This is a genomic window from Blautia sp. HA9023, from assembly GCF_056504095.1.
Genome location: NZ_JBWLUR010000008.1, coordinates 623,900 through 650,810 on the forward strand (window position 1 = coordinate 623,900; position 26,911 = coordinate 650,810).

23 protein-coding genes and 1 pseudogene are annotated in these 26,911 nt (G+C 40.7%); 22 read left to right on the forward strand and 2 right to left on the reverse strand.

Annotated elements, in window-relative coordinates; genetic code table 11:
* Window positions 1–39: 39 nt before the first annotated feature.
* From AC04Q6_RS12855 to AC04Q6_RS12905, 11 genes and pseudogenes are all read left to right on the forward strand, one after another.
* On the forward strand, window positions 40–1,353 hold the full coding sequence (locus AC04Q6_RS12855) for a sedoheptulokinase (protein WP_178087503.1): 1,314 nt from the start codon (window positions 40–42) through the stop codon (window positions 1,351–1,353).
* Entirely contained in the window at window positions 1,350–1,604 is a 255-nt protein-coding gene (locus AC04Q6_RS12860; protein ID WP_173733118.1) for a hypothetical protein, read from the forward strand. The genes AC04Q6_RS12855 and AC04Q6_RS12860 overlap by 4 nt, the downstream gene beginning before the upstream one ends.
* Window positions 1,564–2,931: an MATE family efflux transporter gene (locus tag AC04Q6_RS12865; RefSeq protein WP_118071246.1), complete on the forward strand. Its 1,368-nt coding sequence runs from the start codon at window positions 1,564–1,566 to the stop codon at window positions 2,929–2,931. The genes AC04Q6_RS12860 and AC04Q6_RS12865 overlap by 41 nt, the downstream gene beginning before the upstream one ends.
* A 13-nt stretch (window positions 2,932–2,944) precedes the next feature.
* Window positions 2,945–3,532, forward strand: a complete 588-nt coding sequence (locus AC04Q6_RS12870; protein ID WP_118071245.1) for a cytidylate kinase-like family protein — start codon at window positions 2,945–2,947, stop codon at window positions 3,530–3,532.
* 85 nt (window positions 3,533–3,617) lie between these two features.
* Window positions 3,618–3,965 carry a TnpV protein gene (locus AC04Q6_RS12875; RefSeq protein ID WP_118071244.1) on the forward strand — a complete coding sequence of 116 codons (348 nt, stop codon included), beginning with the start codon at window positions 3,618–3,620 and terminating at the stop codon, window positions 3,963–3,965.
* A 147-nt stretch (window positions 3,966–4,112) separates the two neighbouring features.
* A pseudogene (locus AC04Q6_RS12880) lies at window positions 4,113–4,250 on the forward strand (helix-turn-helix domain-containing protein); the annotation flags it as partial.
* A 228-nt stretch (window positions 4,251–4,478) separates the two neighbouring features.
* Complete coding sequence (locus AC04Q6_RS12885) at window positions 4,479–5,381, forward strand: ketopantoate reductase family protein (RefSeq protein WP_118071243.1); 903 nt, start codon at window positions 4,479–4,481, stop codon at window positions 5,379–5,381.
* Window positions 5,368–6,147 carry an alpha/beta fold hydrolase gene (locus AC04Q6_RS12890; protein ID WP_118071242.1) on the forward strand — a complete coding sequence of 260 codons (780 nt, stop codon included), beginning with the start codon at window positions 5,368–5,370 and terminating at the stop codon, window positions 6,145–6,147. The genes AC04Q6_RS12885 and AC04Q6_RS12890 overlap by 14 nt, the downstream gene beginning before the upstream one ends.
* On the forward strand, window positions 6,147–6,953 hold the full coding sequence (locus AC04Q6_RS12895) for a class I SAM-dependent methyltransferase (RefSeq protein ID WP_118071241.1): 807 nt from the start codon (window positions 6,147–6,149) through the stop codon (window positions 6,951–6,953). Before AC04Q6_RS12890 ends, AC04Q6_RS12895 begins: the two co-directional genes overlap by 1 nt.
* Before the next feature lie 13 nt (window positions 6,954–6,966).
* Window positions 6,967–7,464: an acyl-CoA thioester hydrolase/BAAT C-terminal domain-containing protein gene (locus AC04Q6_RS12900; RefSeq protein ID WP_278308503.1), complete on the forward strand. Its 498-nt coding sequence runs from the start codon at window positions 6,967–6,969 to the stop codon at window positions 7,462–7,464.
* Window positions 7,461–7,844, forward strand: coding sequence for an acyl-CoA thioester hydrolase/BAAT C-terminal domain-containing protein (locus tag AC04Q6_RS12905; RefSeq protein ID WP_278278449.1), 384 nt, complete (start codon window positions 7,461–7,463; stop codon window positions 7,842–7,844). The genes AC04Q6_RS12900 and AC04Q6_RS12905 overlap by 4 nt, the downstream gene beginning before the upstream one ends.
* A 124-nt stretch (window positions 7,845–7,968) precedes the next feature.
* Here the strand turns inward: AC04Q6_RS12905 and AC04Q6_RS12910 are convergent, their stop codons facing one another.
* The gene (locus AC04Q6_RS12910; protein ID WP_118071240.1) at window positions 7,969–8,454 is read right to left on the reverse strand and encodes an entericidin EcnA/B family protein; all 486 of its coding nucleotides are present in this window, start codon (window positions 8,452–8,454) and stop codon (window positions 7,969–7,971) included.
* A 157-nt stretch (window positions 8,455–8,611) separates the two neighbouring features.
* Here AC04Q6_RS12910 and AC04Q6_RS12915 point away from each other — a divergent pair, with 157 nt between their 5' ends.
* The 11 genes from AC04Q6_RS12915 (at window position 8,612) to AC04Q6_RS12965 (ending at window position 21,393) form a co-directional block, all read left to right on the forward strand.
* Window positions 8,612–9,286: a response regulator transcription factor gene (locus tag AC04Q6_RS12915; protein WP_118071239.1), complete on the forward strand. Its 675-nt coding sequence runs from the start codon at window positions 8,612–8,614 to the stop codon at window positions 9,284–9,286.
* Entirely contained in the window at window positions 9,283–10,635 is a 1,353-nt protein-coding gene (locus AC04Q6_RS12920; RefSeq protein ID WP_118071238.1) for a sensor histidine kinase, read from the forward strand. Before AC04Q6_RS12915 ends, AC04Q6_RS12920 begins: the two co-directional genes overlap by 4 nt.
* Before the next feature lie 972 nt (window positions 10,636–11,607).
* On the forward strand, window positions 11,608–12,237 hold the full coding sequence (locus tag AC04Q6_RS12925; RefSeq protein ID WP_118071236.1) for a TetR/AcrR family transcriptional regulator: 630 nt from the start codon (window positions 11,608–11,610) through the stop codon (window positions 12,235–12,237).
* Between the two features lie 176 nt (window positions 12,238–12,413).
* Window positions 12,414–14,168, forward strand: a complete 1,755-nt coding sequence (locus AC04Q6_RS12930; protein ID WP_244832705.1) for an ABC transporter ATP-binding protein — start codon at window positions 12,414–12,416, stop codon at window positions 14,166–14,168.
* Window position 14,169: 1 nt separating this feature from the next.
* Window positions 14,170–15,909: an ABC transporter ATP-binding protein gene (locus AC04Q6_RS12935; protein WP_119247827.1), complete on the forward strand. Its 1,740-nt coding sequence runs from the start codon at window positions 14,170–14,172 to the stop codon at window positions 15,907–15,909.
* A gap of 208 nt (window positions 15,910–16,117) precedes the next feature.
* Complete coding sequence (locus AC04Q6_RS12940) at window positions 16,118–16,267, forward strand: hypothetical protein (protein WP_178087502.1); 150 nt, start codon at window positions 16,118–16,120, stop codon at window positions 16,265–16,267.
* Window positions 16,268–16,380: 113 nt separating this feature from the next.
* A complete protein-coding gene (gene clpB, locus AC04Q6_RS12945) occupies window positions 16,381–18,963 on the forward strand; it encodes an ATP-dependent chaperone ClpB (protein ID WP_021976398.1) in 2,583 nt (860 codons plus the stop codon).
* Window positions 18,964–19,304: 341 nt separating this feature from the next.
* Complete coding sequence (locus AC04Q6_RS12950; RefSeq protein ID WP_118071233.1) at window positions 19,305–19,613, forward strand: hypothetical protein; 309 nt, start codon at window positions 19,305–19,307, stop codon at window positions 19,611–19,613.
* Between the two features lie 216 nt (window positions 19,614–19,829).
* Window positions 19,830–20,564, forward strand: coding sequence for an RNA-guided endonuclease TnpB family protein (locus tag AC04Q6_RS12955; protein ID WP_330636817.1), 735 nt, complete (start codon window positions 19,830–19,832; stop codon window positions 20,562–20,564).
* A complete protein-coding gene (locus tag AC04Q6_RS12960; protein ID WP_021976924.1) occupies window positions 20,480–21,118 on the forward strand; it encodes a type I phosphodiesterase/nucleotide pyrophosphatase in 639 nt (212 codons plus the stop codon). Before AC04Q6_RS12955 ends, AC04Q6_RS12960 begins: the two co-directional genes overlap by 85 nt.
* A 101-nt stretch (window positions 21,119–21,219) precedes the next feature.
* The gene (locus tag AC04Q6_RS12965; protein ID WP_118064036.1) at window positions 21,220–21,393 is read left to right on the forward strand and encodes a DUF4250 domain-containing protein; all 174 of its coding nucleotides are present in this window, start codon (window positions 21,220–21,222) and stop codon (window positions 21,391–21,393) included.
* Window positions 21,394–21,485: 92 nt separating this feature from the next.
* Here the strand turns inward: AC04Q6_RS12965 and AC04Q6_RS12970 are convergent, their stop codons facing one another.
* The gene (locus AC04Q6_RS12970; RefSeq protein ID WP_476389714.1) at window positions 21,486–26,882 is read right to left on the reverse strand and encodes a leucine-rich repeat protein; all 5,397 of its coding nucleotides are present in this window, start codon (window positions 26,880–26,882) and stop codon (window positions 21,486–21,488) included.
* Window positions 26,883–26,911 lie beyond the last annotated feature (29 nt).

Here is a 26,911-nt window from a genome sequence, read left to right on the forward strand (position 1 = left end):
TTCTATAGTAAAGATCACAGAAAAGGACGGAAACAGACGATGAAGATCATGGGGATTGATATCGGCACAACAACAGTCAGTGTCGTAATGACAGATACAGAAACGGGAAAACTGCTTGCAAAGGAAACAGTGGAGCATAATTCTTTTCTGCGGAGCAGTAAGCCGGAACAGAAGCTGCAGGATCCGGAACGGATCTATGAGATCGTCCGGGAGCTTCTTATAAAGCAGCAGAAGGAGAATGGTTTGCCAGATGGAATAGGGTTTACAGGGCAGATGCATGGAATGCTGTATGTGGATGCTTCCGGCAAGGCAGTGAGTCCTCTCTATACCTGGCAGGATGGAAGCGGAGAGATTCCGCTGGAAAACGGAAAAACCTGTGCAGAGCTTTTGCAGGGAGTAGGTGCGGCGGCGTCCGGATATGGTGTAGTGACACATTTTTATCTTCAGAAGAAAGATCAGATCCCGAAGGATGCTGTAAGGATGACGACGATCAGTGATTATATTGCTATGCGGCTGTGTGAAAATACTGTCCCTGTTATCGGACTTGACATGGCGGCAAGCTGGGGCTGCTTTGACCTGCGAAAACAGGAGTTTCTGTATGAAGCCCTGGAGCAGGCCGGCGTAGATACTTCTTATCTGCCGGAAGTAAGAAAGGGACATTTTTTAGTCGGAGAAACAAGAGCCGGTGTGCCGGTAATGGGATCAATCGGTGACAATCAGGCGAGTCTGTTTGGTTCCGTCCGGGATCTTAAAGATACCGTACTCCTGAATGTGGGAACCGGCAGCCAGGTTTCCTTAGTGACAGAGAGGTTTATAGAATGCAGCGGCAGTGTGGAGCTTCGCCCCTGTACCGAAAACAGCTATATCCTCGTGGGAGCTTCCCTGTGTGGTGGTCGTGCGTATGCGATGCTGGAACAGTTTTACAGAGAAGCTGCAGAAACTGAAGAAAGATTGTATTCCCGGATGCAGGAGCAGGCAGAAAAATTTATTGAAAAATACGGAAAAGAAGCTGCATGGAAAGTAGATACAGCTTTTTCAGGGACAAGAAGTGATCCGTCTCACACGGGCATGATCGCAGGAATCGGTGTAGAGAATTTTCATCCTGGTGCACTGACGGTCGGTGTGATCTGTGGGATCCTTAACGAACTGCATGAGCAGTATGAGCAGATGTGTCAGCTCACCGGAAAAAAGGCCACACGCCTGACTGGCTCCGGAAACGGAATTCGCCGAAACTCGCTGATGAGAAGACTGGCAGAAGAAATGTTCAAAATGCCGATGGAGATTCCTGAATATGAAGAAGAGGCTGCATATGGAGCTGCACTTACTGCGGGAAAGTTGGTTGCGGCAATGTGAGAAAAATTTTGTTTGACTTTTTGAAAAAGAGGCAATATAATTACAAGAAACGAGTAGCAAGTAAGCGTAAATCCAGTTTACCGGCTACTCGTTTTCATTTTGCAAAAATGAATATCGCCATGAAAAAGTGTGTAGCGTGTCAGCGTAAGTCCAGCTTATATGACAGGGTGCGCACTTTTTTTGTGCTAAAAAGAAAGGAGTTAAAACAAAATGGCGGAAAGCAACAAGATGAAGGAGATGCCGGTAAATAAGCTGATGGTCCAAATGGGAATCCCGATGATCCTATCTATGGCACTGCAGGCAGTCTATAACATTGTAGACAGTGCATTTGTGGGAAATATGAAAGCAGACAGTGAGGTAGCACTAAATGCTTTGACACTGGTATTTCCGGTGCAGATGCTTATGGTGGCAGTGGGGATTGGAACAGGTGTAGGAACCAATGCACTTCTTGCAAGGACACTTGGACAGGGGGACAGTAAAAAAGCTGCAAAGGTAGCAGGAAACAGTCTGTTTCTGGGAGTGATCATTTATGTGGTCTGTTTATTGTTTGGTATCTTTGGGGTGAAAGCATATATTTCATCGCAGACAGTAGATACAGAAGTACTTGAGATGGGGGTCAGCTATCTGAGGATATGCTGCGTGATTTCTTTTGGTATTATTTTCTTTTCTCTATTTGAAAAGTTACTTCAGGCAACAGGCCGTTCTCTTTATTCCACGATTGGTCAGGTGGTTGGAGCGGTTGTAAATATCATCCTTGATCCGATCATGATCTACGGTATTGGACCTTGTCCGGAAATGGGAGTGAAAGGCGCAGCCTACGCAACTGTAATTGGACAGGTAGCGTCAGCAGTATTACTGTTCATTTTTCATATCAAATTAAATAAGGAATTCGAGCATGGGGCGAAATACATGAAGCCAGATGGCGAAATTATCAAGGAAATCTATGCAATCGGACTTCCGGCAATCATTGCTCAGGCGCTGATGTCCATTATGGTTTATGTAATGAACCTGATCCTGAAGTTCGATCCGTCAGCACAGACGGCCTATGGTCTGTTCTATAAGGTACAGCAGTTTGTTTTGTTTCTTGCTTTTGGTCTGCGAGATGCAATCACCCCAATCATTGCATTTGCTTATGGAATGAGAAGCAAGAAGAGAATTCAGGATGGGATCAAATATGGTCTGATCTATACAATTGTGTTAATGATTCTGGGAATTGCAATCACAGAGATTTTCCCTGGGGCATTTGCAACGCTGTTTAATGCGGGACAGTCGAGAGAATATTTTATCGGAGCAATGAGAGTGATTTCTATAAGTTTCCTGTTCGCAGGAATCAATGTTGCTTATCAGGGCATTTATCAGGCACTGGATGGTGGTGTGGAATCGCTGGTTATTTCGCTTTTGAGACAGCTTATTATTATCCTGCCGCTGGCTGGAATCTTTTCTATGCTTGTCAGAAATGCTCAGATGGGAGTTTCACTGATCTGGTGGGCATTTCCGATCACTGAAATGGTTTCCTGTTTTGTAGGATATGTATTTTTAAAGAGAATCAGAAAAAATAAAGTAGATGTTTTGAATTAAGGAGGAACTGGAAATGGTGAAAAGAATCATTACGATCAGTAGAGAATTTGGAAGTGGCGGACGCTTTATCGGAGAAGAATTAGCGAAAAAATTGGGATTCGCTTATTATGATAAAAACATTATCAATGAGATCGCAGAAAAGTCTGGTTTATCTCCGGAATATATTCAGGAAAGTGCGGAACTGTCTCCGAAAAAAGGCTTGTTTGCATATGCATTTGCCGGACGTGATATCACAGGAAAATCAGTAGAAGACATGGTGTATGAGGCACAGAGAAAGGTTATCTTAGAACTGGCTGATAAGGAATCTTGTGTGATTATCGGAAGAAATGCAGATTATATTTTGAAAGATAGGGATGATGTACTGAATGTATTTATCCATGGGAATATGCCGGAAAAAACACAGCGTATTATGGGTTTGTATAATGTAGGAGAGAAGGAAGCTGTCAAAATGATGGCAGATACAGATAAAAGGCGTATGACGAATTATAATTTTTACACCGATCAGAAATGGGGAAAGGCCAGTAATTATACGTTGTGTCTGAATAGTTCACAGCTTGGATATGACAGATGTGAGAAGCTTGTTATAGAATGTAGTAAATAATGAAATCCTCATGGTGAAAGTGGATTAAAGAAAATGTGATGAGAGCATTCATGAGTAAGTAGCGAAAGCGGATTGCGAATGTCCTATTTATATAACGTACACGAATGTAAATGGATATCTGATCCTGAATCTCACCTATAAATCCAGTGAGCAGATGGAGCAACTTGGCAAGTATGGTTTTCTTCGCAGAGATTATCTGAAGAACCATCGAAATTTAATCTATCAGGTGATGCTTCTGCAGGACACCATTGGAGAACACCTTCTGGAAGTAGATAAGGCAGCCAGAGAACGGGAAGAAATGATTCTGAAACAGTTGGAAGAAAAAGAACCACTGCCGGATAAAGAAGCAGATCAAATGGCATGGGTAAGAGCTGCCAATCAGCACAGAACAATTGCGGAAGAGATTATTCTCAAGGAATTGATTTATGTTTAACAAAGTTGAAGTTTGTAACTGAGGATTGAACAGGTAATTGGACAGATTAAAAATTTATTGAAAAAAGAATAAAATGTTTAGAGAAGGCGTGAGTGATAGAGATATTACTTACGCTTTTTCTTTTGAACTGAAAAGGAGGATGGGAGTATGGCACAGATTTTTCGTGTAGAGAGAACTAAGAATTTTACGGTAATGAGTAATCACCATTTCAAGAATAAGAATCTGACATTGAAAGCGAAAGGTCTATTATCGTTGATGTTAAGTTTGCCAGATGACTGGAATTACAATATGCAAGTGCAGTGAATATAATGCGTATGAACATGAAATTTTAAATATTATGAAAACAAAATTTGGTTGATTAACCAGGTAAAAGTGATATACTGAATGCATAAGAAAAGAAACCGTGTGGAATTACAGTTTTGTTTTCACACGGTTTTTTAGAAAATAAGAGTTAGATATTACTAACATGAACACTGGCAGTTTTTTTGAAAATGAAAAAGAGGACGGATTTCTATGAGAATATTGATTTATGGTGCAGGTGTGATTGGATCCTTGTATGCGGTCTTATTTGCAGAAACTGGTTATGATACGAGTATTTATGCCAGAGGTAAAAGACTTGAGTTTTTAAAGAAAAATGGACTGCTTTATAAGAAAAACCAGAAGATAAGGCGGGCAGAAGCCACGATTCTTGGAGAATTGTCAGATAATGATGCTTACGATTTTATTTTGCTAACTGTCAGGGAAAATCAGCTATATGAAGCACTTGCTGAATTAAAAAATAATAAAAGCAATATAATTGTTACAATGGTAAATTCATTGGACAGTTATAAAAAATGGGAAGATATTGTTGGAAAAGGGAGAATATTGCCTGCTTTTCCAGGAGCGGGCGGAAGTATAAATAATGATGGTATCCTTGATGCAGCACTCACTCCAAGAATGATTCAACCGACAACATTTGCAGAAATATCAGGAAATAAATCCGAAAAGACAAAGCAGTTTTCGAAGATATTGAGGCATGCTCATATACCATATCAGAAAGTAGTGGATATGCATATGTGGCAATTATGTCATCTTGCCATGGTGGTGCCGATTGCAGATGCATATTACGAAGCAGATTGCCCGGAAAGAGCGGGAAAAGACTGGAAGATTATGAAGAAAACAGCAAAAAAATTGAAAAGAAATTTTAGCTTTTTGCGAAAACAGGCAGGTAGGCTGTCACCTTGTAAAATGAATATTTTTCGTTTTTTACCACTGCCAATTATGACGATTATGCTTGCTGTTACATTCGAAAGTAGCTTCGGAGATAAATTTATGTATCAACATGCCAGGAAGGCACCAGATGAAATGAGGGAGCTGCATAAGCAATTTTATGCTTATATGAAAAAACTAAAGGAGGCCAGATATGAAATTTTATGAAAGTGGAGACAGTAGTAAACCAGTGATATTTTTATTTCCTGGTACCTGTTGCCTGTATAGTAGCTTTGATCATATACTGGATAGATTACATTCTTATTTTTACACGGTAACAGTTTCTTATGATGGATTTGATCCAAATGAGAAAACAGAATTTTATTCAATGGAAGATGAATGCGAAAAGATTGAGCAGGAAATCAAGAAAAAGTATGATGGAAGAATTAAAGCAGCGTATGGGTGTTCCCTTGGAGGAAGTTTTGTATCCCTTTTGATTCAGCGAAAAAGAATTCATATAGATCATGGCATCATTGGGAGCAGTGATATGGATGAAGCTGGTCAGTTTATGGCAAAAATTCAGTCATCTGTAGTTGTGCCGATTATGTATAAAATGGTGCATACTGGTAAATTGCCTAAATTTATGCAAAAGAAAATAAATGAAGCAGATAAATCAAAGAAAGAAATGATTGATGGATTTTTAAATATGTTCGGCATTGAGCAGGGAGGAAATCCATGGATTACGAAACAGAGTGTTTATAATCAGTTTTATTCTGATCTGGTTACGAAAGTCCAGCATGAAATTGATGTGCCGGGAACTACGATACACGTGTTTTACGCAACAAAGATGGGCAGAAAATATGAAAAGAGATATTGTACTTATTTTAAAAATCCGGATATTCGGAGACATAACATGCAGCATGAAGAACTGTTTTGCTGTCATAGTGCAGAGTGGGTGGAAGAAGTAAGAAAGGCAGTGGAAGGCGACAGATAATGAAAGAAAAAGTGAATGTGACAGGTGTGCCGGAAACGATGGTACAGACCCTGTATGCAAGAGCAAAAGAAACAAAAAAACAAAATGCAAAGATCAAAGATGAGATTGCAGTAGAACTTGTGGAAAAGCTGGACTATGACTTTTCTATGGCAGATAAAGATAACGCTATGAACTATGGTGTGATTGCAAGAACAATTGTATTAGACCGGATGGTTGAGCAATATTTGAAGAAGCATGAAAATACAGTTGTTGTAAATATTGCATGCGGACTGGATACCAGATGCTACCGGATGAAGGGAAAATATCTGCGCTGGTATAATGTAGACCTTCCGGAAACAATGAAAATAAGGAGCCAGTTCCTTACCGAAACTGATCTGGTGTATCAGATTGCAAAGTCTGCAATGGATGATTCCTACATAGATGATATCGATTATCACGGTAAGAATATTCTGGTAATAATCGAAGGACTTACAATGTATTTGTATGAGAAAGATATCAGGAAGATGTTTTCTATTATTGATAAATCATTTCAGAAAGTTACAGTAATGGTCGAAACCATGTCACCCTTTGTTGTAAAGCATATGAAAGAGAAATCCATAGAGGGAAGCAATGCAAAATTCACATGGGGAGTTAAGAACAGAAAGGAGCTGCAAAGAATCATACCGGCATTTTCTGTTCGGCAGGAAGTCAGTCTTGTTGAAGGAATGAAAGAGCTTATGCCTGTTTATTGTGTAATAGGTAAGATTCCGGCTGTTCGGAATATCTCAAATAAAATAATAGTTTTGGAGAAACGTGGCCGATATTAAGGAGATGATACAAATGAAGAAAAGACATTTTGATGTGGAAACAGATGGATTTTATGGAGCATATTGGAAATGTAAAACAGGCTCAGACTGTGCAATGATAGCAATGATCGGAGATGATCCAGAGGATTATCTGGCGCGTACATCCGTGAAATGGCTACATAAACTCGGCGTAAATGTGATGACGATGTCACCTGGAAAAAAGGATTATGGACATCATAATTATCCATTGGAACGTATAGAGAAAGCAATCAATTGGTTAAAAATGAATAGTAATCAGAAGATAGGAATTGTCGGGGCATCTACTACAGGAACACTTGCATTGACTGCCGCTTCTTATTTTGAGGATATTACATTAACGATAGGTCTGACACCGAGTGATTTTATCTGGCAGGGGTTTATGCAGGGCAAAAAAGATGGCTGTAAGGAATGGCCGATTGAAGGAGAATCTCTTTTTTCTTACAAAGGAGAACCCCTTCCGTTTGCTACAAACATCCGGATTACTGGCATGTGATTAAGAAAGAAACAAAACGGACCGGTGATATGATTAATTCGAGAAAACTGTTTGATGATTCGGAAGCAGTTCATGCAATTACAGAAGAAATGATCAAGATTGAAAAAATTTATGGAACATTATTGTTAATTGGCGCTGAAGATGATGTGTTGTGGGATACTGCAAAATATATCCGACGTATGAAGCAGCGTATGAAAGAACATCCACACACATGCAGGCTGGAGTATGTTATTTATGAGCATGGAACCCATTTCGTTTTTCCGGAGAGTATGTTAAGGACGATGTTGCCAGTTGGTTCTGGAATTTTTATGAAACTGGCATTTCAGGCAGCAAGAAACATCCGACACCATACACGTTATAATCTCATCTTTGACAGTTGATTAGTTAAAAAAGTGCCACAAGCCCTGTAAGGGGTGTGGCACTTTTGTCTCGAGATTTTGCATTGTTTTGTTGCTTTTTTAGAAATTAAGAAAGTTCTGCCACATTCTTGTAGCCCAGATGGAATTAATCATCAATGCCGTATTTGTTTTCCAGCGCTTCTTCGGCTAATTCCAGTTCATCTTCCAGTTTTTCAATCGCGCGTTCTCTCGCTTTGTATATCTCGAAGCTAATCTCTTTCATCTGGTAAGCATACTCAAATTCATCATCAAGTTTATCCAGTTCGCCATCAACTGCGTCTACCTGTTTTTTCAAAGCGTAGAATTGTTCGTGATTCTCAGATGCATTTGTAGATGTTTTTGCATTGTTTACACTTTTTGTTATATTACGGATATCGTTTTCATAAGAAGAGAAATCATAATCCTTTTCGTTCGCATTCTCTACTGCGTTTTCTGTGTTACTGATATTATCATCATTGTCATCTGTATTTGATGTTACAACTTCCTGTGTCTTAATTTCTATATCTTCTGCTGCTCCATTATTGAATGAAGTGCATCCTGTAAAAGTAAATATTAATGTGAGAGATAATAAAACTACTAATATTTTTTTCATAACGTGTTCTCCTTCCGTCTCTTGGCTGTTTTGTTTTTGCTGTTATATGTATCATATAGGGGGAAGATTAAAAAAAGATTAAAACAAATAGTAATTTCAAAAAATGAAAAAAAGGACTCTAGCACACGAAAATGATTGGTATTATAATAATTACATTATGAGATTACTGATTGTAGAAGACGAGAATGATTTAAGAAACATTGTCAAAAAAAGGCTTGTCAAGGAACATTACAGTGTAGATGCCTGTGGGGATGGTCTGGAAGCGATGGATTATATCGATATGACTTCCTACGATGGTATTATTCTTGATATCATGTTGCCGGGAAAGGACGGATATGAAATCTTAAGAGAATTAAGGCAACGAGAAGATGATACACCGGTTCTGTTACTGACAGCAAAAGACAGCATTGAAGATCGTGTCAAAGGACTGGATCTTGGTGCCGATGATTACCTGATCAAACCATTTGCATTTGAAGAACTGCTTGCAAGAATCCGTGTCATGATGCGTAGAAAGCCACAATTTACATCCAATCAACTAAAAATAGCAGATCTTATTCTGGATCGTGACACAAGAAAGGTAACAAGAGCCGGAAATGAAATTGATCTTTCTGCAAAAGAATTTATGGTTCTGGAATGTCTTATGCGCAACAAAAATATCGTAATGACAAGACAGCAGATTGAACAGAATGCGTGGGACTTTGATTTTGAAGGTGGTTCCAATGTGATCGACGTATACATTCGCTATTTGCGAAAAAAAATCGATGCACAATATGAACAAAAACTCATCCACACTGTTCGCGGTGTCGGATATGTAATGAAGGAAAACGAATGAAACAGCTGACGATCAAGAAAAAAATTACGCTATGGTACACCGGAATCATTGCCGTAGTTCTTGGGACTATTTTAGTTCTCGTCCTTCTTTTTGTGGATAAGGTTGGAATTTCTGCGACAGAAGAAGAAATCAGTGCCGCAGTGACTGGTTTCTCTTCAAATATTAATTTTCAGGATGATTCCTTTTATCTTGACGGCGATACCGAATTTTACGATGACGGTATTATGTTTTGTATTTATGACAAAAACGGACGCTTACTTTATGGAACGATTCCAACCCAATTTCCAGAAGAAACTATCCTCAAGTCGAATACACCGCGAATGATAACCGGATCAAATCGAAAATGGATGATATATGACAGCGTTTACACTTACGGTGATGATGAGGAAATGTGGGTACGAGGAATTACCTCCGTACATTCTATAGAACTTTTCATGCAGACATCCGAGAAAATGCTGTTGATTGTATTCCCATTACTCATTATTCTGATCGGAGCCATCGGATATTTTATGATCAAGCGTGCATTGAGACAGGTGGATCTTATCTGCGATGAAGTTGAAAACATCAGCAATGGAAAAGATCTTTCCAAACGATTGTCTCCGCCAAAAGCAAAAGATGAATTATACGAATTGTCGGAGAAATTTAACGGAATGTTCGAGCGCTTGGAATTTTCGTTTGAGAAGGAACGTCAATTCACATCAGACGTATCTCATGAACTGCGGACTCCCGTTGCTGTTATCATTTCCCAGTGTGAGTACTTATTGGAAAATGAAAACTTATCTGCGGAAGATAAGGAAGAGATTGCAGTCATCTTAAGGCAGGCAAAACGAATGTCAAAGCTGACAAGCGAAATGTTAATGATCGCCAGAAACGAACAGGATGAGCAGCATCTGATGGAAAAACTGGATTTTGGATTATTAAGCGAACTTGTAATAGAAGAACTGCAGACAAAAGCACAGGAAAAAAATATCGAGATCACCCTGCAAAAGCAGGATGACTTATTTATGAACGGCGACCAGACATTGATTTTGCGTATGATGATAAATTTAATAACCAATGCCATCAATTACGGAAAAATAAATGGACATATCCATGTTATCCTAAAGGTCGAAAATGACCAGATTGTCGGTGAAGTAAAAGATGATGGTATTGGAATAAGTGAGGAACACCTGGACAGAATTTGGGAGCGTTTCTATCGCATAGACAAAAGCCGTTCCAGAGAAAATGGCGGTACCGGACTCGGCCTTTCTATGGTGCGCTGGATTGTAAATCTCCACAATGGAACCATTCACGTCGAAAGTATCGAAGGTATCGGAACGAGTTTTATTTTCCGATTTCCGAAAATATAAGGAGTTATCACTGTATATCCATCATGTAGAATGGTCGCTTTTTGATTTTCTATTCCCGTTCGTGTTATGAATAGGTTCTTTATATTTGGATTCGTGCATTACATAAAAATACGCATATACATTTTGTAATAGTAATAGGGAATAACCGCCAAAAGTCTGCTTGCAAAGCTGTATTGTTGAATGTGCAGATTTATACTAAGGCTGAATTTCGATATCTAATGGGGTGTCACTGGGGACAGTAAAAAAGCCATAAACACCGTCCCCATTATAGACTGTAACGAATATGCATATCTTCCCAATCCATGAACAATACGTAAAATACTTTTCCGTATTGCGGACTCTCTACAATTCTTCCATGATCAAGCACAGAAAAATAAGTTCCGTTAGCTTTTCGAAGATGGAAGTGAATATAGTCATTTTCATTACCACTGTCAATCTGTTCCCAGATACTTGCTTCTATCTGTTGCTGTTCATGTTTGTGGGCACCTGACCGAAGACCTTTCCTGTAGGCCATGCGGACTGGATACCAGATGTTATCGTATGAAGGGAAAATATCTGCGCTGGTACAATGTAGATTTGCAGGAGACTATGAAGATAAGGTAGCGGTTTCTCCCGGAAACAGGTCCAATCTATCAGATTGCAAAGTCTGCAATGGATGATTCCTACGTGGACGATCCACACACATGCAGGGTGGAGTCTGTTATTTACGAGCATGCGACCCATTTCGTTTTTCCGGAGAGTATGCTCGAAACAATTATTGAGACAGATAGATTATCGGAAGTTGTATTTTGAAAGAAGGTCTTTGTGAAAGACTTATAAAATGAGAATGTATCTGCTAAGTGGAAACTGAATACAAGGGAAAATAAAAAATCTAAACAGCAGACTTGACAAATTCCTGTAATGAGTTAAAATATAACAGTGCTATATAGCACTGTTATATTTTTGAAAAGAACTTTAGAGGATACGAAAAGAATGTCAACAAAAGCAGAAGATACACAAAAAAATATATTAAATACAGCCAGAAAACATTTCCTGAAAGATGGTCTGACCGGAGCATCTTTAAGAAACATTGTAAAAGATGCAGGACTTACTACTGGTGCATTTTACAAGTATTATCCGACGAAAGAGGCGCTTTTTGATGCGCTGACGGATCCCTATATGGAACACATTTATCAGATATATGATCAGATCGTTGAGGAATTTGAAAAGCTTTCTGCCAGTGATCAGACAAGGAATATGTCGGATACATCCAGTGATGGGATGGAGCAGATGGTTGATTATATCTATGATCATTATGATAATTTCAGATTATTGTTGAAATGCGGAGACAGTGGAAAATTTGAACTATTCATACACAATATGGTAGAGCGGGAAATGAAGTCCAGCCTGAAATATATGGAAAAGATGAAAGAGAACGGTGTGAAAATACCGATTGTAGAGGAAAGCCTTATGCATATGATCTATACGGGATTTTTTTCATCAGTATTTCAGATCATTGAGCATGATATAGATAGAGAGACTGCAAAGAAAAATGTGCATCAGCTGAAAGAATTCAATACAGGTGGCTGGGAACGATTGTGGAATATTGAGTTTCCGGTATAACTGATGTAAGAATCCGGAATAGAATGTATGTGTTGCATGTTCTGGATTTCTGAACGAGAATCCGACAGGATAATAATATCAGGTGGCTGGTGCCAATAGGCCGCCTGTTTTATTATATATAAGTTAGATAGAACTAACAAAAATAACAATAAAACGAAAGTAAGGAGTGAATGGATATGAAAGAAAAAAAGAAGTCGGCAGTCAGCTGGATCCTGACATGGGCCGGACAAAAAAGAATTGCCTATGTATGGAGTGTGTTACTTGCAATAGGAAATGTGATTTTTAAGATTTTGCCGTATTTTATTATTGCAGATGTAGTAAAGCTGTTTTTAAATGGTGAAAAGGAGTTTAAAACATATCTTGCAAAAGCGGTTCTGATTGCATTGTCGTTTATCATTGCAGAATTGCTTCATTCACTCTCGACAGCATTGTCGCATAAAGCGACGTTTGCAGTACTCGCAAATATAAGAAAATCCTGCTGTGACAAACTGATACGAGTACCTCTTGGTTATGTAAAGGATACATCCTCCGGCACATTTAAGAATATCATGGTGGAAAGAATCGACAGTATCGAGACAACACTGGCGCATATTGTCCCGGAATTCACGTCCAATCTGCTGGCGCCGGTTGTGATTTTAATTTATTTCTTTCTGACAGACTGGAGACTGGCACTTTGGTCTTTGGTTCCAGTTATCGTTGGACTTTTCTCTTATTTTGGAATGATGCTGGATTATAAGCCAAGTTTTGAAAGAACAGTTCAGACAACAAAAGATCTGAATGATGCGGCAGTGGAATATATTGACGGAATTGAAGTAATCAAGGCATTTGGAAAGACAGAAAGTTCTTATGCCAAATTTACAAAGGCGGCTTTTGAATATGCGGATTCCTTTATTTCCTGGATGAAACGGTGCTCGATTTTTCATGGACTGATGATGGTGGTCACACCTTATACGCTTCTTACGGTATTGCCGTTGGGGGCACATTATGTAGCGAATGGAACACTTGCGGTTCCTGATTTTGTCATCTGTATTATTTTATCACTTGGAATCGTTGGACCGTTGATTACAGTGGGATCTTACACAGATGATCTTGGAAAAATTGGAGTAATCGTCGGTGAAGTGGCGGGAATTCTGGAACAGCCGGAGCTTGAACGTCCGGAGAAAAGTGAAAGAGCTCCCAAAGATAATTCCGTTACGCTTGAAAAAGTCAGATTTGGTTATCACGACAAAGAGATTCTGCATGGAGTAACTATGGAGCTGAAAGCAGGAACGGTAAATGCAATCGTAGGACCTTCCGGAAGCGGCAAGTCGACCATCGCAAAGCTGATTGCGTCCTTGTGGGATGTGGATTCCGGAAGTATTAAAATCGGTGGAGTTGATGTCAAAGAAATGTCGCTTGCAGATTTTAATCGGAAAATTGCATATGTTGCACAGGATAATTATCTGTTCAATGAAACGGTACGTGAAAATATCAGACAGGGAAATCCGGAGGCTACAGATGAACAGATCATCGAGGTGACAAAGAAAAGCGGATGCTATGAATTTATCATGCAGCTTGAGAACGGATTTGATACGGTTGTAGGGGGTGCAGGAGGACATCTGTCAGGAGGCGAGAGACAGCGTATCTCGATTGCAAGAGCGATGCTGAAGGATGCTCCGATCGTGATCCTTGATGAGGCAACTGCTTACACGGATCCGGAAAACGAGGCGATTCTGCAGAATTCTATCGCAAAACTGGTAGCAGGGAAGACACTGATCGTAATTGCACACAGGCTATCTACCATTAAGGACAGTGATCAGATTTTTGTCGTAAATGATGGAAATGTAACAGCACATGGCAAACATGAGGAACTACTGGTGTCATGCCCGCTTTATAAGGAAATGTGGGATGCCCATATTTCTGTAAAAGATACGGTGAAGGAGGGAGAATGATATGTTTGGAATTCTGGCAAAATTCTTTCGTTTTTCAGGCAGGGAAAATGGTAATAAATTTAAACTGTCGATAGTGATCGGACTCGTAGAGGCGCTTGCTTCAGCAATGAAGATACCGGCTATTATGTACATATTGATCGGTTTGCTGAGTGGAAAACCAATAGGAAAATATATTGGTGGTTCAATTGCGATCATGGTGATTGCAATTGTAGTTGATGTCATCTGTAAGAGATACTCTACAGTGCTTCAGACAGAAGGCGGATATAATGCGAGTGCTTTTATGAGAATCAAGATTGCAGAGCATCTGCGTTATCTGCCGATGGGATATTTTAATGCCAACAGCATCGGGGAAATTTCTTCTATTACGACGAATACAATGGAAATACTTGGCGATGTAGCTGCGAGAGTGGTTATGCTGACCATGCAGGGAATTCTGGAAACATCCATGATCATTCTTATGCTGTTTCTTTTTGACTGGAGAATCGGACTGACAGCTGCAGCAGGAGTGATTATTTTCTTTGGTGTAAATGCTGTGATGCAGAATACAGGGAAAAACGATTCAGAGCAAAAAGTGGTATGTGATACAGAGCTTGTAAATCAGATCATGGAGTATCTGCAGGGAATATCAGAAGTAAAATCATACAACCTGCTTGGAAAACAGGCAAAAAGATTAAATGATGCAAATGAAGCATGCAAAAAGATTAATACAAAGATGGAGATGTTGTTTGTCCCTTATCATTTTCTGCAAAGCGTCATAACAAAAATCACAGGTGCGGTAATCGTAGCATGCAGTGCATATTTTTATATTAATGGAACTATGAGTGCGGTCTATGCAATTGGTATGACAATCTCAGCATTTATGCTTTATGCCAGTCTGGAATGTGCAGGGAATTATTCATCTCTTTTACATGTGGTAAGCGTATGTGTAGATAAAGCAAATGCAATATTGGAGCTGGATACCATGGATATCGACGGTAAAGAAATACAGCCGGAAAATTACGATATCAGACTTTCTAACGTTTCATTTTCCTATGACAAACGGAAGATTATTGATGATGTATCACTTTCTATCCCACAGAAAACGACGACAGCAATTGTTGGACCGTCTGGTGGAGGAAAATCAACACTTTGCAATCTGATTGCCAGATTCTGGGATGTGGATTTAGGGGAAGTGACACTTGGAGGCGTGAATGTAAAAGACTATAGTATGAACAGTCTGATGCGTAATTTTTCATTTGTATTTCAGTCTGTGTATTTGTTTGCAGATACCATTGAGAATAATATTAAATTCGGACGTCAGGATGCAAGCCATGAGGAAGTGATGGAAGCGGCGAAGAAAGCATGTTGTCATGATTTCATCAGCAAACTTCCGAATGGATATGACACAGTGATCGGAGAAGGAGGAGCCACACTTTCCGGTGGTGAGAAGCAGCGTATTTCGATAGCCAGAGCGATTATGAAGGATGCGCCAATCGTCATATTGGATGAAGCAACGGCAAATGTTGATCCGGAGAATGAAAAGGAGCTGATGGATGCAGTAGATGCACTTACAAAGGAAAAAACGATTATTATGATTGCCCACAGATTAAAAACAGTCAGACATGCAGACCAGATTGTGGTTGTTGAAAAAGGAAGAATTGCACAGCAGGGAACACATGAGCAATTAATGAAACAGGAAGGTATTTATAAGAGATTTGTGGATGCAAGGCAGCAGGCGGTAAGTTGGAAACTGGTGCACTGAGAAATAATCCACAGTTGGTGAATATCCAAATTGAATTGTCTGAAAGAGATTTAATTTAAGTTTCGCTAAGTTTCACTTATATAGGCAGAATGAGGGATATTCAATAAAGTAATATGAAAAAAGCACTGAAAACCGTTGGATTGATATGCTCCCCATATGGTAGACAATGGAAATATCCAAAAATCTATCATATGAGGAGCATATTTTTATGGCTAGGAAACAGTATAGTAAGGAGTTGAAACTTGAGCTCGTAAAGAAACACCTTCCAACAAAAGAACATAAAGGGCTAAAGGCGGAAATTAGTTTTTCATTTTACGGCTCACAAAATCTTCACAAAAAATTAGCACTCACCTCTTGACAGTGCTAACAAATAGTGTTATATTTCTCCTAGAACAAGAAAAAAGCACAGCATTTCCGGTATGAGAATATTGGAAATGTTTTTCATAGAATCATAGAATAGGAGGGAAGCCTATGAACATCAGTAAGTTTACACAGAAATCCGTACAGGCTGTCCAGGATCTTGAGAAGGTTGCTTATGAATATGGCAATCAGGAGATCGAGGAGGAACACCTTCTGTATGCATTGCTGACACAGGAGGACAGCCTGATTCTCAAACTGATCGAGAAGATGGAGATCCAGAAGGAATATTTTATTGACACAGTTAAGAAAGCACTGGATGCAAAGGTTAAGGTTTCCGGTGGTGAGCTTCGGTTTGGCCAGTATCTGAACAAGGCACTGGTCAGTGCTGAGGATGAAGCGAAGGCTATGGGAGATGAGTATGTCTCTGTTGAGCATCTGTTCCTTTCCATGCTGAAGAATCCAAGCCCCAGCATGAAGAAGATCTTTAATGAGTTTGGAATCACCAGAGAGCGTTTTCTTCAGGCATTATCTACAGTCAGAGGAAACCAGAGAGTTGTCAGCGATAACCCGGAGGCAACCTATGACACCCTGAATAAATATGGCGAGGATCTTGTGGAGAAAGCCAGAAATCAGAAGCTTGATCCGGTGATCGGCCGTGATATGGAGATCCGTAATATTATCCGTATCCTTTCCCGTAAGACCAAGAACAACCCGGTTCTCATCGGTGAGCCTGGTGTTGGTAAAACAGCAGCCATCGAGGGACTGGCACAGCGTATTGTGGCAGGGGATGTACCGGAAGGCCTGAAGAACAAGAAGATTTTTGCCCTGGATATGGGAGCACTGGTTGCAGGTGCCAAGTATCGTGGTGAGTTTGAGGAACGTCTGAAAGCAGTACTTGAGGAAGTGAAGAAGAGCGAAGGACAGATCATTCTGTTCATCGATGAGCTTCATCTGATCGTCGGTGCCGGTAAGACAGATGGTGCCATGGATGCAGGAAATATGCTGAAGCCTATGCTTGCCAGAGGTGAGCTGCACTGTATCGGTGCCACAACTCTGGATGAGTACCGCCAGTATATTGAGAAGGATGCAGCACTTGCCCGTCGTTTCCAGCCGGTTATGGTAAATGAGCCTACAGTGGAAGATACCATTTCCATCCTTCGTGGATTGAAGGAGAGATATGAGGTATTCCACGGTGTTAAGATCACAGACAGCGCACTGGTTGCAGCTGCCACACTTTCACACAGATACATTACAGACCGTTTCCTTCCGGATAAGGCCATCGACCTTGTTGATGAGGCCTGTGCACTGATCAAGACGGAACTGGATTCCATGCCTACAGAGCTGGATGAGCAGAGACGTAAGATCATGCAGCTGGAGATCGAGGAGTCTGCTCTGAAAAAAGAGACGGACAACTTAAGTAAGGAGCGTCTGGCAGATCTGCAGAAAGAGCTTGCAGAAATGCGGGATACCTTCAATACCCAGAAAGCACAGTGGGATAATGAGAAACATTCCGTAGAGAAGCTCCAGAAATTACGTGAGCAGATCGAGGATATCAATAAACAGATCCAGAAAGCAAAACAGAATTACGATCTGGAGAAAGCTGCCGAGCTGCAGTACGGCGAGCTGCCGAAGCTTCAGCAGCAGCTGGAAGTTGAAGAAAAACAGGTTAAAGAAAGTGACAGAAGTCTGGTACATGAGGCAGTTACAGATGATGAGATCGCACGTATCATTTCCAGATGGACCGGCATTCCGGTAACCAAGCTGACTGAGGGCGAGAGAACGAAGCTTCTGGGCCTTGAGGATGAGCTGCACAAACGTGTAGTAGGACAGGATGAAGGTGTACGTCTCGTAACAGATGCGATCCTTCGTTCCAAAGCCGGAATCAAAGATCCGACCAAACCAATTGGTTCCTTCCTGTTCCTTGGACCAACCGGCGTTGGTAAAACAGAGCTTGCCAAGACTCTGGCTGCCACACTGTTTGACGATGAGCAGAATATGGTGCGTATCGATATGAGTGAGTACATGGAGAAATATTCCGTGTCCCGTCTCATCGGAGCGCCTCCAGGATATGTTGGATATGAGGAAGGCGGTCAGCTGACAGAAGCTGTTCGAAGAAAACCGTACAGCGTTGTTCTTTTCGATGAGATCGAGAAGGCTCACCCGGATGTATTCAATGTGCTTCTGCAGGTACTGGATGATGGCCGTATCACAGATTCACAGGGACGTACCGTTGATTTCAAGAACACGATCCTGATCATGACATCCAACATTGGTTCTCCGTACCTTCTTGACGGTATCGATGAGAAGGGTGACATCAAGCCGGAGGCACAGGAGCAGGTTATGAATGACCTTCGTGGCCACTTCCGTCCGGAGTTTTTGAACCGTCTGGATGAGATCATCATGTTCAAGCCGCTGACCAAGGATAACGTTGGCAAGATCGTAGATCTTATGGTCAAAGAGCTCAGTGACCGTCTGGCTGACCAGGAGCTTTCCCTGGAGCTTACAGATGCTGCCAAACAGATGGTAGTGGACAACGGTTATGATCCGGTTTACGGTGCACGTCCTCTGAAGCGTTATCTCCAGAATTACGTGGAGACACTGACAGCCAAGAAGATCCTTTCCGGTGATGTACATGCCGGAGATACCATTGTGCTGGATGTGAAGGACGGAGAGTTTACCGTCAGCACGAAGTAAAAAATAACTCCATAAAGTTATGATAGATTGACAAAAAGAAGAACTGTCAGTTCTGATAGAAATCCATTTCAGGATGAAGATCAGAACCCGGCAGTTCTTTTTTTGCATAAAAACAGAGAGTGCCGGATGCAAAATATCTGCAAAGCAGGATACAGCCTGAGTGAGTACGATTTCACAAAAGCCTGAAAATCCTTTGAAAAACAGTCAGATTTACACAAAAATAATCGAAAAACAGCTAAAAACTATCTGAAAACGGATAACGATTTCGGAATCCTTTATTGAGAAAAAATATATGAAAAACTATAATCGGGGACAGATCAGAGAAAAGGATGTGAAAGGCAATGAAAAAGAATTACATGAAAATTTCAGTGCTCTCCGTAGCAGCAGTACTGGGAGTGTGGATCCTGGGAAGTGCGCTGAACTGTTTTAATCCTACATTTATTCCATCGGTAAAAGATGTGCTGAATGCTTTTTGGAATCTGTGGGAAAACGGTTATAAAGGTTATCCCCTTATGTATCATATAGTTGCAAGCATGAGACGACTTGGAATTGCGATGGTGCTGGTGTTTATAGCAGGAACAGCTCTCGGGATCGCCTGCGGAATGAACCGGAAGATCCTGTCAGCGTTAGATCCGTTTATCTTCTTCTAGCAAGAAGACTCCAACCTCTAAGGTGGGAGATGAATTGCGTCTGTTACCTACTTGATAGAGTATCCTAATCATAGTATAGTATATTTAGTCGAATAATAAAAATTAAAATACAATAAATTTAGATAATAACGCACATTTAGCATTCTTACTATACTATCATCTTGTGCTTGTGGTCGAGTATCGTAGATGATTTTTCTAGGAAAAGGAAGTGGCATGGTGGCAAACAGAGCATATAAATTCAGAATATATCCCAATGGTGAGCAGAAGATTTTGTTTGCTAAGACTTTCGGTTGTGTCAGAATGGTATACAATCATTGGCTTGATAGAAAGATTCGGCAGTATGAGGAGAACAAGACCAATGTAACATATACTATTTGTGCAAAAGAAATGGCTGCAATGAAGAAAACGGAAGAATACGGATTTTTAAAGGAAGTAGATAGTATCGCATTACAACAATCGCTCAGGCACCTTGATATGGCATTTCAGAACTTTTTCAAACAGCTGAAAACAGGTTTTCCAAGGTTCAAATCAAAAAAGCGGAATAAAAACAGCTATTCTACGGTCTGCATCAATGGGAACATAACGATATCTAACGGATATTTGAAATTGCCTAAGATTGGACAAGTCCGCTTAAAACAGCACAGGATTATTCCAGAGGAATATAGACTGAAATCAGTAACAGTAAGTCAGACACCAAGCGGAAAATACTATGCAAGTATTCTTTTTGAGTATGAAGATCAAGTACAGGAAAGGGAAATGCAAAAGTTTTTAGGTATGGATTTTTCCATGCACGAATTGTATCGTGACAGTAACGGTAAGGAGCCAGCCTATCCGAAGTATTACAGAAATGCGGAGAAAAAATATAGGTGGGGGAGGATGTCACTGTATCGGATCATGGACTTCTTGTGGGAGAAAATGTTCCTCCGATCCTGGGTGAGTATGGCGGCCTGAATCTGGGCGTGATGGAAGAACTTGGATACACCGTGAGAAAGAAGGATGAAAACGGAGATCCGGTAGATGAGATCGACTGGGAAAAGACCAGAGCGGTTCAGATACGAAGCAATTATATTTATATCAACCTGAAGGGAAGAGATAAATACGGAATTGTAGAGGCGAAGGACAAGTATGATCTGGAGGAACAGATCATTTCGGATCTCTATTCTTACAGGGATAAGGCAACCGGAAAGCGTGTGGTGGGAATTGCCATGCGAAATAAGGACAGCGTTGTTCTGGGACTTGGGGGAGCAGAATGCGGGGATATTATCTTTACGATCAATGAAGGCTTTAACAGGCTTCATGGAGATGGGTTATCCACGGCGGAAGGATATGCACAGACATCGGTTACCCCTGTTTTCCTGGCTGCAGGGGAGGATATTAAAGAGGGAAAGATCACAGACAGGGTGATCCGGCAGGTGGATGTGGCGCCTACCATCGCGGAGATCCTCGATGTGAGAAAGCCTGAGCAGTGTGAGGGGGCCCCGGTTTATCAGATACTGAAGAAATAAAAGATCCTGAAAAATTTTCCTTCCTGGCTCTTGACAAAAGACAAAATTGGTAAGATAGTAAACTTCAGACAAATATCAGAGAAAAAGGATGGAAACAGATCATGATACCAAAGGACCCGGTAATGCTTTTAAGTTATGTAAATACACAGCTGAGGGATTTTTATAAATCTCTGGATGATTTCTGCGAGGACAGAGGCCTTGTGCGAAAAGAGCTGGAGGATAAGCTCGATATGATTGATTATGCTTATGATCCGGCAGTGAACCAGTTTGTATAAAAAATCAGGAACAGGAAAACGATGTTATAAAGATAGCCGCAGTGTAGAGATATTGATCTGATATCGATTCTACGATGCGGCTATCTTTGATTTTATTTAACAGTTACTTTAACAGTTGCTTTCTTTTTGCCGGAGAGAATGGTAATGGTGGCCGTGCCTTTCTTTCGTGAAGTGATCATTCCCTGAGAATTCACAGATGCAATTTTTGAGTTGGAAGATTTATAAGTTATTTTTTCAACTGTGGTCAGTGGAGTGCGGGATATTTTTAATTTGTAGGTCTTTTTCAGTTTCAGAGAAAGACGGGATGGGGAAACAGTAAGTTTCTGAGTTGCGACTGTTTTTTGCTGGACTTTTATTTTGGCAGTAGCCTTTTTGCCGCTGGCAAGCGTGACGGTGATTTTTGTGCTGCCTGGACGGATTCCTTTGATCTTTCCGTGGGAATCAATGGTGGCAATTTTTTTGTTCGCAGAGCTGTAAGATTTTACTTTGTCACCTTTGGCTAGTCCGGTTACTTTGAATGCAGTAGTAGTCTGACCTGTTTGCAGAAGAATCGAGGTCATGTTGAGTTTAATGGTTGCTTTGAGCTGTGCTATAGCAGCTTTTTCTGTTTTTCCACAGTATACACAGGTACGCTGTTTCTGGCCTGGCTGAAAAACTGTGGCGGATTTTACAGTTTTCCAGGAACTCCATTTATGAGATTTCTCCAGGATCTGAAAACTGATCTTGCGGGAGCCTGTATAGGAACCCATGCCTGTAACCGTAACGGAGGCAGTTCCTGGTTTGATGTTATTGGAGTATGTCAGTTTGTAATCTTTATCCAATGACAGAAGTGTGTCGCCATTTTTTACAGTTACTTCAGGAGTCTGTTCCCTGCCATCGCAATAAACATCATCAACTGTGACAGTAAGTGTATCTACAGAGATTTCAGGTGATGTGACAGTTACTGTGCAGGTGGCCAGAAAACCGCCGTCAAAAGTTTTGACTGTGATAATGGCTGTACCAGCGGAAACTGCTTTGACAGTACCGATATCGTCAACCGTGGCAACAGCTTCATTGTCGGATGCCCAGAGAACATCTTTGATCGTGGCATTTTCCGGTGATACGGATGGAATCAGGGAAAAAGTTTCTCCGGTCATCAGAGATTTTTCAGACTGATCCAACTGGATGTTTTCTACGTAAATACGTTCCGGAGCTGTTTCCCTGGTGTCGGAAGAAGCTACTGTTTTTTCTCCGGATTCATCTACAGGAGAGTAGATTCCTGTATCAAGGTTCTGGCTTTCTGGAATGTAGGTATTGTAGGTTTTTCCGGAAGTCAGAGGAATATCATTGTAAACAATCTTTCTGGTGAGAGTATCTCCGTCGTACTCTTCTACTTCGTAGGTCATGGAGCCGGTATCGTTTCCTGTCAGTTTCAGATAATAATCATCTCCGCAGAAGGAAACATATTTGGAGTCGCCATCTACATACATAAATATGTCGTTGTAAGAGGTATCTACAATGTTGTTTACAATGGAACCGCATAAATTATGGCTGCCGTCGTATACGTATACATCTACCGGGCAGTGGATCTTTGCATTGGTGTTTCTTCTGGAAGAACTGGAGGATTCGACTGCTTTGGTGTACATAGTATAAACACAATTGGAAAAAGATCCAAACTTTGTACGGCTCATAAGGTCTGTTACGGTTTTGGTAAAGAGAATTTCAGCTACTTCATCAACGTGTTTGCCCCAGGTTTCATCATAGACATTTTTTACTGAAGCCTCGGCCACAGATTTTACCTGTTTTGCAAAAGCTTCCATATCTGCACTGGCTATACCGATGATTCCTGAACAGTTATCCTGACTGATAGTGTAATTCAATGTTCCGAAGGCCCCGAAGCTGATGTCACCCCAGCCATAGTTTGATACGGAATAGGTGAAGTTGATCGTACGGGCTCCTTTTTTGGTAGCAGCGGATATGGAGAAGGAGGCAGTTAAAGTTTGGCCAGTTATTGTGGCCTTTTTACTGATTCCCATTTTGTCAAAAAGTTTTTCCAGAATTTTTTGACTGACAGGATTATTCCGATCTCCAGTGTAGGAGAAGGAAGAGGAATTGATGGCCACAGCCATATATCCGGATAAGAAATCATACAGTTCATTTTGCTGCTTAGTAGTAAAATATTCGCCCAGTTTCGGATCTCTGGTGAGAATATTTTTGTTTTTAAGCATTTGCTGGGCTTTGGTCATGTTCTGGACGCGTTCTGTCTTTTCTTTACGTTTTTCTGCTTGTTGACGGGTGTAATCCTGGTTATAAATATACAGTGTGCTGTTTGTGGAATGCACATATGAGTCAGAGTCCCCATAACATATGGAGAATTCAGCAGTTAATTTTGTGGTGGATTTTTCTGGAACAAAATTGGATGTAATGCTGAATTCAGGCGTTAAGATAGTTTTGGTTTCGGGTGCTTTGATTCTTAAAGGAGTTGGATATTCTATGAATGAAGTAAATCCTGTTTCTTTAAAATGAGCTTTTAATGGGGAATTGGTATTCATTTTTATTCCCTTAACAGAGACTGTATAATCAGCAAGCAGCTTTTTTAGTTCAGCCTCAGAATAAGCAGAATTTTGGCTGAATTTGCATGCGATTTTTAATGTACCTGATTGGGAAGAATGGTCGTATTGGCCATTTTCATACGTAAAGGTGTTTGCACTTGGTATAAAGTTTACGATTATATAAGGAGTGACAAGGTTTGCTGCTTCTTCCATATGAGTAACTCTGCTGTTTTTGTAGGTGAAAACAACGATTTTGTCCTTGCTGTTAACAAGGATTGAGGTTGCCTGGGTAAGATTGAAATCAGAAGCAACAGTATAATTTTTTCCTTCTATATTAATTGTGCCTTTTTCTGCATTTACACCGTCAAGATGTCCACTGATATAAGTGGTTCCTTCCTGGATAATTTCATGAAATGGAATGTTGTTGGCATTTGCGTAGGTTTCGGCCGCAGAGCAGGAATAACCTTTGATCACAAGATTTTTCCAGCCCTGGAAAGCTGTATCTGCAATGGAAGTTACGGAACCAGGGATGAAGGTTTCTTCCAGAGCCTTGCAGTTGTAAAATGCGTAGTTTCCGATGGAGGTCACAGAATCCGGAATGGATACAGAAGCCATATGAGTGTTGGAAGTACTTTCTACCCTTGCCAGATTATCGGGAATATTTTCCATACCAGGTTCCAGAATCAGTTCGCTCAGAGCACTGGCACCGCCAAGAGGTCCGTATTTACTGTCATAAGTACTGGAGCCACCGGTTTCACAGGAAGTAAGATTAGCCGGAATGGTGAGACTGTTAACCTGTGTATTTGCAATGAAAGAGTATCCCAGCTTTTTCAGTTTGGAAGGAAGGGTGATAGATTTCAGTGAAGAACAGTTACAAAAAGCAAGTCGTTCAATGGTGGTAATAGCATCGTCAAGCTCTATACTAACCAGAGAAGAACATCCGGAAAAAGAGGAATCACCCAGGTATCTTACGTTTTTGGAAAAAGAGATATTTTTCAGAGCAGTACAGTTGCTGAACGCACTGGACTGAATATCGACATAAGCACCACCCTTATTGTTGTCCGTAAAAGAAATGGAAGAGAGGAAAGTACAGTTTGAAAACGCGAGGTTTCCGATTGTATTAACCGTTTTTGGAAAAGTAATCTCTTCAAGGGAAATACAGTTTTGAAAAGCTTCATAATTGATTTGTTCAAGATTTTCTGACCAGCGAATGGAAATCAGTTTTTTGCAGCCGGAAAAAGCATTGTCAGAAATGACAGTGACAGAATCCGGAAAGGAAATATTTGTTAATTTTGCATTGTTTTTAAATGCATATTGACCTATGGTGGTGACAGAGTCAGGTATAGAGATGGAGGTCAAATGTGTGCCGGAAGTACTTTCCACTCTTGCCAGATTATCGGGAATATATTCCATGCCGGGTTCCAGAATAAGTTCTTTTAGAGTGTTAGCACCGCCAAGAGGTCCGTATTGACTCTCGTAAGTACTGGAGCCGCCTGTTGTACAGGTAGTAAGCCCTGCCGGAATGGTGAGACTGGTGATCTGTGTATTTGCAATAAAAGAGTATCCCAGTTTTTTCAGTTTGGAAGGAAGGGTGATAGATTTCAGTGAGGAACAGTTGCAAAAAGCAAAGCGTTCAATGGTGGTAATAGCGTCGTCAAGCTCGACATTAGTCAGAGAGGAGCATCCGGAAAAAGAAGAATCACCCAGATATCGTACATTTTTAGAAAAAGAAATATTTTCCAGAGCAGTACAGTTGCTGAACGCACTGGACTGAATATCGACATAGGCACCACCTTTATTGTTGTCCGTAAAAGAAATGGAAGAGAGGGAAGTACAGTCTGAAAATGCGGAAGGCCCAATGGTATTGATTGTTTTTGGAAAGGTGATCGCTTCAAGGGAAACACAATTTTCAAAAGCTTCATAATTAATTTGTTCAAGACTTTCGGCCCAATGAATGGAGAGCAGTTTTTTGCAACCATAAAAAGCACCGTCGGAAATGACCGTGACAGAATCGGGAATGGAAATGTTTACTAACTTTACACAGTTTTTAAATGCATATTTACCGATGGAAGTGACAGAATCCGGGATAGATACGGAAGTCAGATGCGTATTGGAAACACTTTTTACCAGAGCCAGGTTGTCGGGAATACATTCCATTCCGGGCTCCAGAATTAGCTCTTTCAAAGTATTGGCATCGCCAAGAGGACCAAACATAGTGTCCGAACTGGAACCACCTGTCGCACAGTAAGTAAGTCCTGCCGGAATGGTAAGACTGGAGATCTGTGTATTTGCAATAAAAGAGTAGCCCAGTTTTTTTAATCTGGAAGGAAGCTTCACAGATTTCAGTTCATCACATCCATAGAATACAAAATTACCGATTTCCGTAACTGTGTTGGAAATGACTACACTGGTAATTACAGGGTTGTAGGCAAAGGCACTGTCAGAGATTTTTGTGACAGTATAGTTATCAATTTTGGAAGGTATCGTTACTTCTGAATCACCACCTGTATATTTTGTGATCGTGGCGTAAAGTCCGGAAGTAGTATACTGGAATCCATCATCAGTTACATTGCTGCCGGCTGAAAGTACACTTCCGTCATCAAAGTCATTATCGGTAACCGGTTCTGATACAACATCAGAATCGGGTTCCATCGGCAGACTATCTGAAAAATTATCAGAAAATTCCGGCGAGATTTCATCAGCAGGATATTCCGTATCTGCTTCAGGAATGTCTGTATTTGCAAGGTCAGGTTCTGCATCAGATACAGAAGAATCCTGTTCTTCATCAGAACTTATAAAGTCAGAAATATCTTCGGTGTTTTCTTCTGTGAGGAGATGGGATTCCTCGGTGATTCCGGTGGAGTCTTCTCCAAAATCCAGATCTTCAGCCAGAACAGCCGACGCAGGCTGCAGACACATCAGTGCCGCAAGTGTACAGGCAAGGAACTTCTTTTTCATAGTGTTGGTCCTCCTTATGATAATTTTTT

Coding starts and splice junctions, on each gene's coding strand:
- AC04Q6_RS12855 (WP_178087503.1), top strand. CDS start 40: ATGAAGATCATGGGGATTGATATCGGCACAACAACAGTCAGTGTCGTA.
- AC04Q6_RS12865 (WP_118071246.1), top strand. CDS start 1,564: ATGGCGGAAAGCAACAAGATGAAGGAGATGCCGGTAAATAAGCTGATG.
- AC04Q6_RS12870 (WP_118071245.1), top strand. CDS start 2,945: ATGGTGAAAAGAATCATTACGATCAGTAGAGAATTTGGAAGTGGCGGA.
- AC04Q6_RS12885 (WP_118071243.1), top strand. CDS start 4,479: ATGAGAATATTGATTTATGGTGCAGGTGTGATTGGATCCTTGTATGCG.
- AC04Q6_RS12890 (WP_118071242.1), top strand. CDS start 5,368: ATGAAATTTTATGAAAGTGGAGACAGTAGTAAACCAGTGATATTTTTA.
- AC04Q6_RS12895 (WP_118071241.1), top strand. CDS start 6,147: ATGAAAGAAAAAGTGAATGTGACAGGTGTGCCGGAAACGATGGTACAG.
- AC04Q6_RS12900 (WP_278308503.1), top strand. CDS start 6,967: ATGAAGAAAAGACATTTTGATGTGGAAACAGATGGATTTTATGGAGCA.
- AC04Q6_RS12910 (WP_118071240.1), bottom strand. CDS start 8,454: ATGAAAAAAATATTAGTAGTTTTATTATCTCTCACATTAATATTTACT.
- AC04Q6_RS12915 (WP_118071239.1), top strand. CDS start 8,612: ATGAGATTACTGATTGTAGAAGACGAGAATGATTTAAGAAACATTGTC.
- AC04Q6_RS12920 (WP_118071238.1), top strand. CDS start 9,283: ATGAAACAGCTGACGATCAAGAAAAAAATTACGCTATGGTACACCGGA.
- AC04Q6_RS12925 (WP_118071236.1), top strand. CDS start 11,608: ATGTCAACAAAAGCAGAAGATACACAAAAAAATATATTAAATACAGCC.
- AC04Q6_RS12930 (WP_244832705.1), top strand. CDS start 12,414: ATGAAAGAAAAAAAGAAGTCGGCAGTCAGCTGGATCCTGACATGGGCC.
- AC04Q6_RS12935 (WP_119247827.1), top strand. CDS start 14,170: ATGTTTGGAATTCTGGCAAAATTCTTTCGTTTTTCAGGCAGGGAAAAT.
- AC04Q6_RS12940 (WP_178087502.1), top strand. CDS start 16,118: ATGGCTAGGAAACAGTATAGTAAGGAGTTGAAACTTGAGCTCGTAAAG.
- clpB (WP_021976398.1), top strand. CDS start 16,381: ATGAACATCAGTAAGTTTACACAGAAATCCGTACAGGCTGTCCAGGAT.
- AC04Q6_RS12950 (WP_118071233.1), top strand. CDS start 19,305: ATGAAAAAGAATTACATGAAAATTTCAGTGCTCTCCGTAGCAGCAGTA.
- AC04Q6_RS12965 (WP_118064036.1), top strand. CDS start 21,220: ATGATACCAAAGGACCCGGTAATGCTTTTAAGTTATGTAAATACACAG.
- AC04Q6_RS12970 (WP_476389714.1), bottom strand. CDS start 26,882: ATGAAAAAGAAGTTCCTTGCCTGTACACTTGCGGCACTGATGTGTCTG.